We start from the raw sequence: 14,587 nt of genomic DNA, 5'->3' as shown, positions 1-14,587 counted from the left end.
GGTGGTTTTTCTCACGGACATGGATTCATCGAACCGGCCAGCATGAAGCTTGCCGGAAAGCTCACGACGCCCTTGGCGCGGCCGATCGTAATGTGCCGATCCTCAAGCGGCTGGCGCAGCGCTTCAAGCGCCGCCCGCGGGAATTCCGGCATCTCGTCGAGGAACAGGACGCCGTGATGCGCGAGCGTCGCTTCTCCCGGCTTCGGCACAGAGCCGCCGCCGATCAATCCCGCCGCCGACACCGTATGGTGCGGAGCGCGGAACGGCCGTTCCCGGATGAGCCCTTGCCGCTCGCCCTTGAGCTTGCCGCTGACGCTGTAAATCTTCGTGACGGTGAGCGCTTCTTCGCCGTCAAGCGGAGGCAGCAGCGTCGGCAGCCGGCGGCACAGCATCGTTTTGCCCGTTCCGGGCGGCCCGATGAACAGCAGATTGTGCATGCCGGCCGCCGCAATGACGAGCGCGCGCTTGCCATGATGCTGTCCGACGACGTCGGCTAGATCCAGCTCTGAACCAAGCGTCCCGCCTGAAGCATCGCCTAAGCCTCCTCGGCCTCTTTTCCCCGAAGATCGACGCTTGCCGCCGGACGTTCCCGGACCAGCGCCGGCTCCTGCAACCGACTCGCCGCCATCCGTCTCCCCGCGAATCCACTCCCGCAGCGAAGAGACGCCGACGATGTCGATGCCATCGATCAGCGACGCTTCCGCTACGCAGGCATGCGGTACGACCGCTCGCCTCAGCCCTTCCTTGCGCGCCCGTTCGACCATTGGCAGCACGCCCGGCACCGGCTTGATCTCGCCGCTGAGCGATAGTTCGCCAATCAGCAGGCAATCGCGCAGCTCATCGGCTGCCAGCTGGCCGCTCGCGCCTAAGATGCCGGCCGCGATCGCTAGATCAAAGGCGCTGCCTTCCTTGCGCATATCCGCAGGGGCCAAATTGACGGTGATGCGGTCGAGCGGAAACTTCATGCCTCCGTTCTGAATGGCCGCCCGCACCCGTTCTACCGATTCGCGCACGGCCGGGTCCGGCAGACCGACGATGGCGGTCTGGGGCAGGCCGGAAGAGATATCGACCTCCACCTCGATCAGCCGGCCTTCCACGCCGATCACGGTTGCGCTTAGCATCCTCGCGTACATAACAAAGAAACACCCTCCTCCTAAGCGTAACTCCTTCAGCGTTCATAGGCGCTGGAGATGCTTCGCGTGTTGGCGGAGAAAGGTGCTTCCCTTCCGCATACTATTTTTACCAATAGTCTACCGTCAAGCTGCGATCCTGTCAATCTAGCCGTATAAGGAATCTATTCGCTTACAGGCATCAATCCGGCGATTACAGGCAATTCTAGGATTAAATACGGGCTTTTCGTTCTCAAGTTGAGATGAAATCATTGCCGATTGGGACTAATAATTTGATGAAAAACAGAGGAACGCGCGAACGAAAGGTGTTACAATAGGAAAGGTTTAGGTGCATGGACATGTACTGGATTTATTTCGATGCGTGCAAAACGGGAGGATGCTAGGCCATGAATATTCATGAGTATCAAGGCAAGGCAGTCTTGAGGCAGTACGGTGTCTCCGTGCCGAACGGCAAAGTCGCTTTTACGGTCGACGAAGCTGTTCAAGCGGCCAAGGAGCTGGGCACACCGGTCACTGTCGTCAAAGCTCAGATTCATGCAGGCGGACGCGGCAAAGCCGGCGGCGTCAAAGTCGCCAAAGGTCTGGATGACGTCAAGAAATACGCGGAAGAGATTCTCGGCAAGGTGCTCGTGACGCACCAGACGGGACCTGAAGGCAAGGAAGTTAAGCGCTTGCTTATCGAAGAGGGCTGCGACATTAAGAAAGAATATTATATCGGCCTCGTCGTCGACCGCGGCACGGGCCGCGTCGTGCTGATGGGTTCCGAAGAGGGCGGAACGGAGATCGAAGAAGTCGCTGCGCACTCGCCTGAGAAGATCATCAAGGAAGTGATCGACCCGGCTGTCGGCCTGACGACGTTCCAAGCTCGCCGTCTCGCTTATGCGATCAACATTCCGAACGAGCTCGTGAACAAAGCGATCAAGTTCATGCTGTCGCTGTATGCGGCATTCGTGGACAAGGACTGCTCGATCGCCGAGATCAACCCGCTCGTCGTCACCGGCAGCGGCGATATCATGGCGCTTGACGCGAAGCTGAACTTCGATTCCAACGCGCTGTTCCGCCACAAGGACATCGTAGAGCTCCGCGATCTGGACGAAGAAGACGAGAAGGAGATTCAAGCCTCCAAGTACGACCTGTCCTACATCGCGCTGGACGGCAACATTGGCTGCATGGTCAACGGCGCGGGACTCGCGATGGCGACGATGGACATTATCAAATATTACGGCGGCGAGCCAGCGAACTTCCTGGACGTTGGCGGCGGCGCAACCAAAGAGAAGGTCACGGAAGCGTTCAAGATCATCCTCAGCGATAAGAATGTGAAGGGGATTTTCGTCAACATTTTCGGCGGCATCATGAAGTGCGACATTATCGCAGAAGGCGTCGTGGCAGCAGCCCGCGAGCTCGGCCTCGACAAGCCGCTCGTCGTTCGCCTGGAGGGCACTAACGTTAATCTCGGCAAAGATATATTGAACGGATCCGGCCTGAACATCGTAGCGGCCGATTCGATGTCCGACGGCGCGCAGAAGATCGTGTCGCTCGTGCAATGACTAGGGAGAACGAACCGGGGAGTGTGAAGTCATGAGTATCTTGATCGATAAGAACACGAAGGTGATCACCCAGGGCATTACGGGCGCGACAGGATCGTTCCATGCCAAGGGTGCGTTGGAGTACGGCACGCAGATGGTCGGCGGCGTCACGCCGGGCAAGGGCGGACAGACGATCGACTTTGATCTGGAGAATGGCGCCAAGGTTACGCTGCCGATCTTCAACACGGTCAAGGAAGCGGCAGCGGCTACGGGCGCTACGGCATCCGTTATCTACGTGGCGCCTCCGTTCGCCGCGGATTCCATCATGGAAGCAGTAGACGCAGAACTGGATCTGGTTATCTGTATCACAGAAGGCATTCCGGTGCTGGACATGGTCAAGGTGAAGCGCTATATGGAAGGCAAGAAGACCCGCTTGATCGGGCCGAACTGCCCTGGCGTCATCACGCCGGAAGAGATTAAGATCGGCATTATGCCGGGCTACATCCACAAGAAGGGCCATGTCGGCGTCGTCTCCCGCTCGGGTACGCTGACCTATGAAGCGGTCCATCAGTTGACGACCCGCGGCATCGGCCAATCGTCGGCAGTCGGCATTGGCGGCGATCCGGTCAAGGGCTCCGAATTTATCGACATTCTGCATCTGTTCAATGAAGATCCGGATACGTATGCGGTCATCATGATCGGCGAGATCGGCGGCACGGCTGAAGAAGAAGCGGCCGAGTGGGTCAAGGCGAACATGAAGAAGCCGGTCGTTGGCTTCATTGGCGGCGCTACCGCGCCTCCGGGGAAACGGATGGGTCACGCAGGCGCTATTATCTCCGGCGGCAAAGGCACAGCGGCGGAGAAGATCGCCAAGCTCGAGGAATGCGGCATTCGCGTCGCTCCGACGCCATCCGACATGGGCTCGACGCTTGTCAGCGTGCTCGAAGAGCGCGGCTTGCTGGAGAAGTGCAAGAGCTGATCGGCACAACCGAATGGAACCGTTATATTAATCAACCCATAGTTTAACGGGTAGGCAAGCAGCCTTCCGCACTCCCATTGGGGAGCGTGGAGGGCTGCTTGCCGTTGGCCCGATTCCGATAGGGAAGAAGGGGATTAGGCATGAATGAAGCGTTAAATCTGACCGAAGCGATGATTGCTATGCATGAGACAGAAGGCATCGGGTGGAAAACGATCGATCGGATCGTCAAGGGAGGGGGAGTGGAAGGGGCGCAGCAGCGGCGCGAGGCGGACTGGAAGGAGTTCGGCCTCTACCCGAAGCAAGCGGCCAAGCTGACGGCCCGTCTGCGGCCGGAAGCGGTCGAGGCGGCTAGGCGAAGGCGCGAACGCGCAGGGCTCGAGGCCGTTACGGCCTTAGAGCCCGAATATCCGCATCTGCTGACCAAGATTGCCGATCCGCCGTGGGTGCTGTACTATATCGGCAGCCTGGAGCTGGCCAACCGGCCGACGGTCGCCATCGTCGGCACGCGCATGGCGACCAGCTACGGCCGCCGAGTGGCCGAGGACTTAGCCGCCGAGTGCGCCAGAGGCGGGCTGACCATCGTCAGCGGTCTTGCCAAAGGCATCGACACCGCCGCGCACATCGGCGCGCTCAAAGGGCCGGGCAGCACCATCGCCGTGCTGGCCACGCCAGCAGATACGCCGTACCCGTATGAGAATCGAGCTCTCTATCGGGACATTGCGGGACGCGGTCTCATCCTATCTGAGACGCCGCAAGGGACGCCGCTGCACCCGGGTCAGTTCCCGCTGCGCAACCGGATCATCGCGGGACTCTCGCTCGGCACCGTTGTCGTGGAAGCGGCCGAGAGGAGCGGGGCGATGATTACCGTCGACAAGGCGATCGAGATGAATCGGGATGTCTTCGTCGTGCCCGGTCCAATCACCTCGCCGCGCAGCAAAGGACCGCTCGCACTGCTGCGGACGGGAGCCAAGCCGGTCATGGGGCTGCAAGACATCGTGAAGGAATACCCTTATATATTCCGGCAAGGCTGGCAGCCCAGCCAGGCACCGTTCGCAGCCGTCGATCCTATGGAGAATCTGAGCCCTTCGGAGAAGAAGGTGTACGCGCTGCTGATCGAAGAGCCGAAGACGATTGACGAACTGACGGACGCTGGCGCTCTGGAGATCGGGGAGCTTCATGCGTCGCTGCTCTCGCTGCGGGTCAAACGAATGGTTGAGCAGCGCCCGGGCTCCGTGTATGCGATTATCTAATGAAGAGATTCGATGATTCATCCGGGCGTCCGTCCGCCTCCGATTTGACCTTGCCCTATGCAATAGGATACGATGTTTGCTGAGAATTGCTATGACGATGCTCAGAGTTGCTGCGCGAACGACAGGTTGCGAAGCGTGTGAAGAATGCTTATGCTTACAGATAAAGTGCCATAATCACAAGCAATCTCGTTTTGTATATACTGTCCTTTGACCGGCCGCTCACCCTTTACATAGGCCGCGGCAGCAGGACTCGTCGACCGTTGGAGAGGAGGAATGGACGTGGCGGATTCACTTGTAATCGTCGAATCGCCTGCCAAGGCTAAGACTATTGGCAAATATTTGGGCAGCAAATTTATCGTCAAAGCGTCCATGGGGCATATTCGGGATTTGCCGAAGAGCCAGATTGGCGTTGAGATTCAGAACGGCTTCGAACCCAAATACATCACGATCCGCGGCAAAGGCAACGTTCTGAAGGAATTGAAGGACGCCAGCAAGAAAGTGAAAAAAGTGTATCTCGCAGCCGACCCTGACCGCGAAGGGGAAGCGATTGCCTGGCACCTGGCGCACTATCTGGATTTGAACGAGACTGACGCTTGCCGCGTCGTCTTTAATGAGATTACGAAGCAAGCGGTGAAGGATGCCTTCAAAGCGCCTAGGCCTATCAATATGGACTTGGTCAATGCGCAGCAAGCGCGCCGCGTGCTCGACCGGCTCGTCGGCTACAAGATTAGCCCTCTCTTATGGAAGAAGGTCAAGAAAGGGCTCAGCGCCGGACGGGTTCAGTCGGTAGCCGTCAAGCTGGTTATCGATCGGGAGAACGAGATCAAGGCGTTCGAGCCGGAAGAATATTGGAGCATTACGGCCAGCCTGTCGAAGGGCGGCTCCGCATTCGAGGCGAAGTTCCTGTCGCTTGGCGAAGGCAAGAAGGAGCTGCGCAGCGAAGCTGACGTCAATGAAGTGCTTGCCGCTATTCAAGGCAATCCGTTCACTGTCGGCGAAGTGAAGGAGAAGGAGCGGCAGCGCCATCCGTCGCCGCCATTCATCACGAGCTCGCTGCAGCAGGAAGCTGCGCGCAAGCTGAACTTCCGCGCATCGAAGACGATGCAGATCGCTCAGCAGCTCTATGAAGGCGTTGATCTGGGCAAGGAAGGAACCGTCGGTCTGATTACGTATATGAGAACGGACTCGACGCGTATCTCCCCGGTTGCCCAAGAAGAGGCGAAGGATTACATTGTCGGTAAATACGGCGAGAGCTATTATCCGGAGACGCCCCGCGTTTACTTGAAGAAGAACGCCAACGCGCAGGACGCGCACGAAGGGATTCGGCCGACCTCGGTGCAAAGAGAGCCCGATGAGATGAAGGCGTTCCTGTCGCGCGATCAATTCCGACTATACAAGCTTGTGTGGGAGAGATTCGTCGCGAGCCAGATGGCCTCCGCCGTACTCGATACGATGACCGTCGACTTGCACAGCGGCCGTGTCACGTTCCGGGCGAACGGCTCCAAGCTGAAGTTCCCGGGCTTTATGAAGGTATACGTGGAGAGCAACGACGACGGCCAAGCGACTGAAGAGGATCGGCTGCTGCCGCCTCTGGCGACAGGAGATGTGACCGAGACGGCTGCCATCGAGCCGAAGCAGCACTTCACGCAGCCGCCGCCTCGGTATACAGAAGCCCGCCTCGTTCGCGCGTTGGAGGAACTGGGCATCGGACGTCCGAGCACGTACGCGCCAACGCTCGAGACGATTCAGAAGCGCAACTACGTTGCGATTGAGGACAAGAAGTTCTTCCCGACAGAGCTCGGCGAATTGATCATCCAATTGATGGAAGAGTTCTTCCCGGAGATTCTTGATGTGGAGTTCACCGCCAATATGGAGGGGGATCTCGACCACGTCGAGGAGGGCAAGGAGAACTGGGTGGACGTCATCGGCGAGTTCTACAAGTCGTTCGAGAAGCGGCTGGAAGTCGCGGAAGAGCAAATGAAAGAGATTGAGATCAAAGACGAGCCGTCTGATGAGATCTGCGAGAAGTGCGGCAGTCCGATGGTGTACAAGATGGGCCGCTTCGGCAAGTTCCTCGCGTGCTCGGGATTCCCGGACTGCCGCAACACGAAGCCGATCGTTAAGGCGACCGGCGTGGAATGCCCGAAGTGCGGCAAGGGGCATATCGTCGAGCGGCGAAGCAAGAAGGGACGGATGTTCTACGGCTGCGATCGTTACCCGGAGTGCGACTATGTCTCCTGGGACAGACCGGTCGCGAAGCGTTGCCCTGATTGCGGCGGCTTGATGGTCGAGAAGCGTTCCAAGGCCGGCGTCAAATGGAATTGCACGCAGTGCAGCCATAGCGAGAACGCGCCGGAATCCGAAGAAGCGGCAGAGTAACGCGCCGCCTGTTGGAGGTAAGTCAAGTGAGTGAGTATCGTTCCGTGACGGTCGTCGGGGCCGGACTTGCAGGCAGTGAAGCAGCCTGGCAGATCGCGAGCCAAGGCGTCCCCGTCACGCTGTATGAGATGAGACCCGTGCAGCGTACGCCGGCGCATCACACCGACCGATTCGCTGAGCTCGTGTGCACGAACAGTTTGCGGGCGAACGGGCTGACGAACGCTGTCGGCGTATTAAAGGAAGAGATGAGGCGGTTCGGCTCGCTGATTCTGTCGGCAGCCGACAACAACGCGGTTCCGGCGGGCGGCGCGCTCGCCGTCGACCGCGAAGGCTTCTCCGGCGAGGTGACCAGCCGCTTGCGGGAGCATCCGCTCGTCACCGTCGTGAACGAAGAGCTGACGCGCATTCCGGAAGACGGCATCGTCGTGGTAGCGACCGGGCCGCTCACTTCGCCTCAGCTGTCGGAGCAAATCCGGGCGCTGCTGGGCGAAGAGTACTTCTACTTCTTCGATGCAGCCGCTCCGATCGTCGAGCGGGATTCGATCGATATGGACAAAGTATTCTATGCTTCCCGTTATGACAAAGGCGAGGCTGCATATATCAACTGCCCGATGACCGAGGAGCAGTTCGAAGCGTTCTATGAGGCGCTGACGACCGCCGAGACGGCGGAGGTCAAAGACTTCGAGAAGAACATGGTGTTCGAGGGCTGCATGCCGATCGAAGTGATGGCGAGCCGCGGTAAGCAGACGATGCTGTTCGGCCCGCTGAAGCCGGTCGGGCTCGTCGATCCAAGGACGGGCAAGCAGCCGCATGCCGTGATCCAGCTGCGCCAGGATAACGCGTCGGGCACGTTGTATAATCTGGTCGGCTTCCAGACGCATCTGAAGTGGGGCGAGCAGAAACGAGTGTTCTCGCTTATTCCGGGGCTGGAGAACGCGGAATTCGTCCGTTACGGCGTCATGCACCGCAATACGTTCATCAATTCGCCCAAGCTGCTCCGCCCGACGTACCAGTTCCGCGGCCGCGACACGCTGTTCTTCGCCGGCCAGATGACTGGGGTTGAAGGCTACGTTGAATCAGCAGCCTCCGGCATGATCGCGGGCTTCAACGCAGGCCGGCTGGCGAAGGGGCTTGAGCCGCTGGCGTTGCCGGCGCACACAACGCTTGGCAGCATGGCGGAGTATATTACGACAGCGGATTTCCGCCATTTTCAACCGATGAATGCGAACTTCGGATTGTTCCCTCCTCTGGGGCACCGGGTGCGCAGCAAGAAGGAGAAGAATGAACAGATCGCGATGCGCGCGCTTGCGGCGATCGAGCAATTCCGGGCGGAGACAGAGGACAGAACCGACATCAAGGCACAATGAAGCAGCGGCAGCCGGCCCAGGCGCCCGCTGCTTCGCCGCTTTCAATATTGAAGGGCCTTAAGACATTGATGCGAGGAGGAATTGGGATGGAGATGAGTTTTCACGCCACAACCATCTGCGCAGTTCGGCATAACGGGAAAGGCGCAATTGCGGGCGACGGGCAAGTCACCTTCGGCAACAGCATGGTGATGAAGCATTCCGCGAAGAAGGTCCGCCGGCTGTACCGCGGACAGGTGCTGGCCGGATTCGCGGGTTCGGTCGCGGATGCCATTACGCTGTTCGAGAAGTTCGAAGCGAAGCTGGAAGAGCATCACGGCAACCTGCAGCGAGCCGCAGTCGAGCTGGCGAAGGATTGGCGTTTGGACCGCGTCCTGCGGCGGCTTGAGGCGATGATGATCGTGCTCGATTCGACGGGAATGCTGCTGCTGTCGGGCAACGGCGAGGTTATCGAGCCGGACGACGGCATCTTGGCGATCGGCTCCGGCGGCAGCTTCGCCATGTCGGCTGCCCGGGCCATGCAGCGCCATGCGCCGCAGCTGGAAGCGAAGGAGATTGCGCGCAACGCGCTGCAGATTGCTTCGGAGATTTGCGTATTCACGAACAATAATCTGGTCGTGGAAGAGATTTAATTATCGGATCGGAGGGAATATGATGAACGATCAATTGACGCCGCGCACGATTGTCGCGGAGCTCGATAAGTACATCGTCGGACAGAAGCAGGCTAAGCGCTCGGTTGCGGTCGCGCTCCGGAACCGGTTCCGCCGCAGCAGCCTGCCCGATTCGGTGCGCGACGAGATCGTGCCGAAGAATATTCTGATGATCGGGCCGACCGGCGTCGGCAAGACGGAGATCGCGCGGCGACTCGCCAAACTCGTGCAGGCTCCGTTCGTTAAGGTTGAGGCGACCAAGTTCACCGAAGTCGGCTATGTCGGCCGCGATGTCGAATCGATGGTCCGGGACCTGGTGGAGACGGCGATTCGCATGGTGAAGGAAGAGCGGATGGAGTTGGTGAAGGATAAGGCGGAGGAAGCCGCGAACGAGCGTCTTGCCTTGTTGCTCGCGCCGTCTCCCTCCAAGCCGAAGTCACAGCGCAATCCGCTGGAGATGCTGTTCGGAGGCGGCCAGAACAACAGCAGCCAGGAGGAAGAGCCGGAGAAGACGGATCCGGCGCTGACGACGAAACGCGCTGACATTCGAGCTAAGCTCGCCGCCGGCAGCCTGGAGAACGAGATCGTTGAGATCGACGTGGAGGACGCCGCGCCGCCAATGCTTGATATGTTCGCTGGGGCAGGGCAAGAACAGCTCGGGCAAATGCAGGAGATGTTCAGCCAGTTCATGCCGAAGCGCCGCAAGAAGCGCAAATTGTCCGTCAAGGAAGCGCGCAAGGTGCTGGCCATCGAAGAGGCGGGCAAGCTGATCGACATGGACGATGTCGTCTCGGAGTCCGTGCGCCGTGCGGAGCAATCCGGTATTATTTTCATTGATGAGATTGATAAGATCGCATCGGGAGGCGGCAGAGGCCAAGGGCCGGACGTCTCCCGCGAAGGCGTACAGCGCGATATTCTGCCGATCGTGGAGGGTTCCACCGTCGTTACCAAGTACGGACCGATCAAGACGGACTACATTCTCTTCGTCGCTGCGGGAGCTTTCCATGTAGCGAAGCCGTCCGATCTGATTCCGGAGCTGCAAGGGCGGTTCCCGATCCGCGTCGAGCTGACCAGCTTGACGGATGAGGATTTCGTGCGTATTCTGACGGAGCCGGAGAACGCGCTGACCAAACAGTATGCGGCTCTGCTGCAAACCGAAGGCATTGAGATTACGTTCACGGACGAAGCGATCGCCGAGCTGGCCAAGATGGCCCAGGACGTGAACCGCAACACCGAGAATATCGGCGCCCGCCGTCTCCATACGCTGCTGGAGAAATTGCTTGAGGATCTGAGCTTCGAGGCGCCGGAGCTGACGATTGAGCAGTTCTCCATCACGCCTGAATACGTTCGCGAGAAATTGTCAACTATTGCAAGCAACCGCGATTTGAGCCAATACATCTTGTAGACGCAGCTGCTGGTCATGAAGTAGGAGGAAAATGACAAAATGACGTTGTTGGAAAAAATCAGGTCTTTGAATTCGCTGCTTCAATCGGCGGCCGGCAAACCGCTCAACTTCCGGGAGATGGCCGAGGCGCTGCGAGATACGCTGCAGGGCGGCGTGTTCGTTGTCAGCCGCAAGGGCAAGATCTTGGGCGCGGCTCCCGCCCCCCATTTTCCGGAAGCGTGGTTACGGCAGAATCCCGCAGACGAGCTCCGGTTCCCGCCGGAGACGAACGAGAGTCTCCTGGGCATCGCCTTAACCGCGTCGAACGTTGAGCCGTCTGCCGTTCTCTCGCCGGTAGAAGCGGCCTTCGCGAACGAGACGATTACGGTCGTTCCGATTATCGGAGGCGGAGACCGATTAGGAACGATCGTCCTGAGTCGAGAGAACCAAACGTTCGGCGATGACGACCTGATTCTGGCCGAGTACGGCTCGACCATCATAGGGATGGAGATCTTGCGGGAACGCGCAGAGGAGCGCGAGGTTGAAGCTCGCAGCAAAGCTGTCGTCACGATCGCGGTCAACTCGCTCTCCTTTAGCGAGCTGGAGGCTGTCGAGCATATTTTCGAAGAGCTGGAAGGGAAGGAAGGGCTGCTCGTCGCATCCAAGATCGCGGATCGTGCCGGCATTACCCGCTCGGTGATCGTCAATGCGCTGCGCAAGCTGGAGAGCGCCGGCGTCATCGACACCCGTTCGCTTGGCATGAAGGGGACGTACATCCGCATTCTGAACGATCAGCTTCTCTCCGAATTGGAAGCGCGGAAGAATTAATTGGCAGATTTCCCATATGGAATTAAAAAGTCCGATCTTGTGTACAAGATTAGGGCTTTTTTCTTATTGTCTCTTTGTCTCATGTAATAGATGATTGTTCTTAGAAATTTTTAATATCGGCAAGAATCGACGAGAATTTCATAACAAAGTAGAAAGTTTTGTCGAACTTAGGCAGGAAATTGATAGACTCATGTTGAAACTCAAGAGATGGACCCGAGGTTCTGTGAATATTTTAATGAATTTGAGCATGCAACCCGAGTAGTTCTATTTAGCTAAAAGGAGCGGTTCATCATGGATTTGTTGGGCGGAGCTTCGTTTCAGCGAATGGAAGCCGCAATCAAGGCTTCGTCGATGAGACAGCAGGTGCTGGCGAACAACATCGCCAATGTCGATACCCCTAACTTCAAACGTTCCGATGTTCAATTCGAGGAATTGTTAAGCCAAGCGATGGGATCTGACGGTTCCCTGCCCGATTCGGCGCCTGCTCCTCGGATCGTCACGGACGAGAGCACACGGTTCAATAACAACAAGAACAACGTGGATATCGATAAGGAAATGGCTTTGTTAGCCGAGAACCAACTGCGTTACAACTTGTTTGCGCAGCAGATCAATCACGATATCAAAATGATGAATATCGCGATCAAAGGTCAGTAAGGACGCTACATAAACGGAGGGATTCGGGATGAAGCTGAGTGGGTTCGACATTAGCGCGTCAGCGTTGACCGCACAGCGGCTGCGGATGGACGTCATCTCGTCCAACATCGCCAATGCGGAGACGACACGCGCCGCCTATGTGAACGGAGAATACGTTCCTTACCGGCGCAAGGAAGTCGTCATGGAGCCGGTCCAATCGAATTTCTCGGATATTCTAAATGGCAAATTGGACTCGCAAGGCGTGCAAGTGACGCAGATCAAAGAAGATCCGGCGCCTTTCAAGCAGGTATACAATCCGACGAGTCCGGATGCCGACGAGAACGGCATGGTCAACATGCCGAATGTCGATATTCTCAAAGAGATGGTCGACATGATATCGGCTTCGCGTTCGTATGAGGCGAACGTTACGGCGATGAACGCCAGCAAGGCGATGTTCGTAAAGTCGCTGGAGATCGGCAGGGCATAAGACGTCCATTTACTTTTTTTCCATCGTTAGGAGGATTTAATGATGATTGAGAACACGATGCTGTCTGCCGTAACTCAGGCTTTAGGCTCTGCAGGGACGACAGGGCTGTCGTCTGCGTCCAAAGCGTCAACGCCGGCTGAAGCTGCGGAGAGCTTCGCCAACTTCCTGAAGCAAGCGCTGGACGGAGTTGCGGCACAGGAGAAGAACGTACATACGATGAACGATCAATTCATACTTGGCAATGCCGACGTTAACGACGTCATGATCGCAGCTTCCAAAGCTGAGCTGAGCTTGGAGCTTACCTCACAAATACGCAACAAGGTGATCGACGCCTACCAAGAAATCATGCGGATGTCGATCTAATCGCATCCATTAGCAGCAAAGACAGCAAGTGAGGTGGAATCGTGAGCGAGAAGTTGGCCCGTACATGGGAGAAGCTGCTTGGATTTTGGAACCAATACAGCAAAACCCAGAAGTGGGTGTTGGCATCAACAGCAGCATTATTGATCGTATTCATCATCATATTGACTTACCTGTTCACCCGGACCGAGTACGAGCTCGCGTTTCAAGAGTTAGATACGACCGATTCCCAAGCGATCATGCAATATTTAGAGAGCAGCGGCATTCCTTATAAACTCGAAGCTGGCGGCACGAGCATCTCAGTGCCGAAGGCGCAGGCGGACAAAGTGCGTGTGGCTGTAGGTTCGCAGGGCCTTGTGCAGAATGGCTCGCTCGGCTTCGCGGAATTGAGCAGCAATTCGTCGACGATCGGAACGACGGACCAAGAGTTCCAAGTGAAGTACCGCAACGCGCTGAACGGCGAAGTGCAGCAGCTGTTGCTCGGCCTTCAAGGCATCCAGCGGGCGAAGGTGCTCGTCAATCTTCCTCAAGAATCGGTGTTCCTGAGCGAAGAGGATAAGGAGAAGGCTTCGGCTTCCGTCAACCTGACGTTCAAGCCCGGTTTCCGTCCGAAGCAAGCGGAGATCGACAGCTACTTCAACCTTGTCAAGACGGCCGTGCCCAATTTAAGCGTCGAAGACATTACGATAACGAGCCAGAACGGCCAATTGTCGCCTTCTCCCGAGATCGGCGGTGCCGGCGGCTTCAACAGCAATGTGCTGGACCAGCAATTCGAGATCCAAAGCAAGTTCGAGAACGACATCAAGTCCAAGACCGAGCAGTTCCTCGCATCGATCGTCGGCATGGACAATGTCGTTGTCAGCGTCATGTCGTCGCTTAATTTCGACCAGAAGACGCAGCAGGAACAAATCGTCATGCCGCTTGACAACAACGATAACAAAGGAGCGGTTACGAGCGAGAAGACCAGCGCGGAATCGTATACCGGCTCGGATAGCTCGGCCGGCGGGGTAGCCGGCACCGGCGAGACGGACGTGACGAACTATCCGTCCGCTGGCGGCGGGAACGAATCCAGCTCGGAGAAGACGGATTCGGAGATCACTTACGAGAACGGTCACGTGACGACGAGTACGGTCTTCTCACCTTATCAGGTGAAGGACTTGTCGATTAGCGTGGCGGTAGATTCTGAGGTCATGACGGACGAGAGACAGCAGGAGATTCAGCAGAAGCTGGTTAACGACGTTCGGATCTTGCTCGCGAATTCCGGCCAGAATCTGACCGACGAACAGCTGGCGAACCGCGTCTCGGTCATCTCGCAGACGTTCAATACGCCGGCAGACGTTGCCGCAGGCAGCAATTCGTCGATTTATTGGATGGCTGGATTGGGATTGCTTGCGCTCGCGCTTGCCGGCGGCGGATACGCCGTCTATCGCAGACGCAAGAAGGCGCAGCAAGAGGAGATGGCTGCCGAGATGGCGCCGAAGGTGGAGATGCCGACGATCGACATCGACAGTGTCTCCAACGACAGCCAGGTACGCAAGCAGCTGGAAAGCCTGGCCAAGCGCAAACCGGATGAATTCGTGAATTTGCTCCGGACTTGGCTTGTGGATGAATAGAGGT

At 57.6% G+C, this 14,587-nt stretch carries 13 protein-coding genes; 12 read left to right on the top strand and 1 reads right to left on the bottom strand.

The genetic code is table 11. The annotated features are described in order from the left end of the window. Positions 1-11: 11 nt before the first annotated feature. On the bottom strand, positions 12-1,133 hold the full coding sequence (locus H4Q31_RS19265) for a YifB family Mg chelatase-like AAA ATPase (protein ID WP_185180688.1): 1,122 nt from the start codon (positions 1,131-1,133) through the stop codon (positions 12-14). A 383-nt stretch (positions 1,134-1,516) separates the two neighbouring features. Here H4Q31_RS19265 and sucC point away from each other — a divergent pair, with 383 nt between their 5' ends. The 12 genes from sucC (at position 1,517) to fliF (ending at position 14,583) form a co-directional block, all read left to right on the top strand. Then, the gene (gene sucC / locus H4Q31_RS19260; protein ID WP_185180687.1) at positions 1,517-2,677 is read left to right on the top strand and encodes an ADP-forming succinate--CoA ligase subunit beta; all 1,161 of its coding nucleotides are present in this window, start codon (positions 1,517-1,519) and stop codon (positions 2,675-2,677) included. Positions 2,678-2,708: 31 nt separating this feature from the next. Then, the gene (gene sucD / locus H4Q31_RS19255; protein ID WP_185180686.1) at positions 2,709-3,635 is read left to right on the top strand and encodes a succinate--CoA ligase subunit alpha; all 927 of its coding nucleotides are present in this window, start codon (positions 2,709-2,711) and stop codon (positions 3,633-3,635) included. A gap of 140 nt (positions 3,636-3,775) precedes the next feature. Then, a complete protein-coding gene (gene dprA, locus H4Q31_RS19250) occupies positions 3,776-4,885 on the top strand; it encodes a DNA-processing protein DprA (RefSeq protein WP_185180685.1) in 1,110 nt (369 codons plus the stop codon). Positions 4,886-5,164: 279 nt separating this feature from the next. Continuing rightward, positions 5,165-7,264 carry a type I DNA topoisomerase gene (gene topA / locus H4Q31_RS19245; RefSeq protein WP_185180684.1) on the top strand — a complete coding sequence of 700 codons (2,100 nt, stop codon included), beginning with the start codon at positions 5,165-5,167 and terminating at the stop codon, positions 7,262-7,264. A gap of 26 nt (positions 7,265-7,290) precedes the next feature. Then, positions 7,291-8,631 (top strand): FADH(2)-oxidizing methylenetetrahydrofolate--tRNA-(uracil(54)-C(5))-methyltransferase TrmFO, encoded by a 1,341-nt coding sequence (gene trmFO, locus H4Q31_RS19240; RefSeq protein WP_185180683.1) that lies wholly within the window; start codon positions 7,291-7,293, stop codon positions 8,629-8,631. Positions 8,632-8,717: 86 nt separating this feature from the next. Beyond that, positions 8,718-9,260, top strand: a complete 543-nt coding sequence (gene hslV / locus H4Q31_RS19235) for an ATP-dependent protease subunit HslV (protein WP_185180682.1) — start codon at positions 8,718-8,720, stop codon at positions 9,258-9,260. Between the two features lie 19 nt (positions 9,261-9,279). Further along, positions 9,280-10,683, top strand: coding sequence for an ATP-dependent protease ATPase subunit HslU (gene hslU / locus H4Q31_RS19230; RefSeq protein ID WP_281064868.1), 1,404 nt, complete (start codon positions 9,280-9,282; stop codon positions 10,681-10,683). 39 nt (positions 10,684-10,722) lie between these two features. Beyond that, on the top strand, positions 10,723-11,490 hold the full coding sequence (gene codY, locus H4Q31_RS19225; RefSeq protein WP_185180680.1) for a GTP-sensing pleiotropic transcriptional regulator CodY: 768 nt from the start codon (positions 10,723-10,725) through the stop codon (positions 11,488-11,490). A gap of 291 nt (positions 11,491-11,781) precedes the next feature. After that, positions 11,782-12,144 (top strand): flagellar basal body rod protein FlgB, encoded by a 363-nt coding sequence (gene flgB, locus H4Q31_RS19220; protein ID WP_185180679.1) that lies wholly within the window; start codon positions 11,782-11,784, stop codon positions 12,142-12,144. 28 nt (positions 12,145-12,172) lie between these two features. After that, positions 12,173-12,610 (top strand): flagellar basal body rod protein FlgC, encoded by a 438-nt coding sequence (flgC, locus tag H4Q31_RS19215; protein ID WP_185180678.1) that lies wholly within the window; start codon positions 12,173-12,175, stop codon positions 12,608-12,610. Positions 12,611-12,652: 42 nt separating this feature from the next. Beyond that, positions 12,653-12,973, top strand: a complete 321-nt coding sequence (gene fliE / locus H4Q31_RS19210; RefSeq protein WP_185180677.1) for a flagellar hook-basal body complex protein FliE — start codon at positions 12,653-12,655, stop codon at positions 12,971-12,973. Between the two features lie 41 nt (positions 12,974-13,014). Beyond that, positions 13,015-14,583 carry a flagellar basal-body MS-ring/collar protein FliF gene (gene fliF, locus H4Q31_RS19205; protein WP_185180676.1) on the top strand — a complete coding sequence of 523 codons (1,569 nt, stop codon included), beginning with the start codon at positions 13,015-13,017 and terminating at the stop codon, positions 14,581-14,583. The last annotated feature ends 4 nt before the right edge of the window (positions 14,584-14,587 follow it).

This window comes from Cohnella lubricantis (genome assembly GCF_014212015.1).
In the GTDB taxonomy this organism is placed as follows: Bacteria; Bacillota; Bacilli; order Paenibacillales; family Paenibacillaceae; genus Cohnella; species Cohnella lubricantis.
This window is presented reverse-complemented; position numbering and strand designations above follow the sequence as displayed.

Bases quoted from the DNA above. Each gene is read 5' to 3' on its own strand.
- H4Q31_RS19265 (WP_185180688.1), bottom strand. From the start codon at position 1,133: ATGTACGCGAGGATGCTAAGCGCAACCGTGATCGGCGTGGAAGGCCGG.
- sucC (WP_185180687.1), top strand. From the start codon at position 1,517: ATGAATATTCATGAGTATCAAGGCAAGGCAGTCTTGAGGCAGTACGGT.
- sucD (WP_185180686.1), top strand. From the start codon at position 2,709: ATGAGTATCTTGATCGATAAGAACACGAAGGTGATCACCCAGGGCATT.
- dprA (WP_185180685.1), top strand. From the start codon at position 3,776: ATGAATGAAGCGTTAAATCTGACCGAAGCGATGATTGCTATGCATGAG.
- hslV (WP_185180682.1), top strand. From the start codon at position 8,718: ATGGAGATGAGTTTTCACGCCACAACCATCTGCGCAGTTCGGCATAAC.
- hslU (WP_281064868.1), top strand. From the start codon at position 9,280: ATGATGAACGATCAATTGACGCCGCGCACGATTGTCGCGGAGCTCGAT.
- codY (WP_185180680.1), top strand. From the start codon at position 10,723: ATGACGTTGTTGGAAAAAATCAGGTCTTTGAATTCGCTGCTTCAATCG.
- flgB (WP_185180679.1), top strand. From the start codon at position 11,782: ATGGATTTGTTGGGCGGAGCTTCGTTTCAGCGAATGGAAGCCGCAATC.
- flgC (WP_185180678.1), top strand. From the start codon at position 12,173: ATGAAGCTGAGTGGGTTCGACATTAGCGCGTCAGCGTTGACCGCACAG.
- fliE (WP_185180677.1), top strand. From the start codon at position 12,653: ATGATTGAGAACACGATGCTGTCTGCCGTAACTCAGGCTTTAGGCTCT.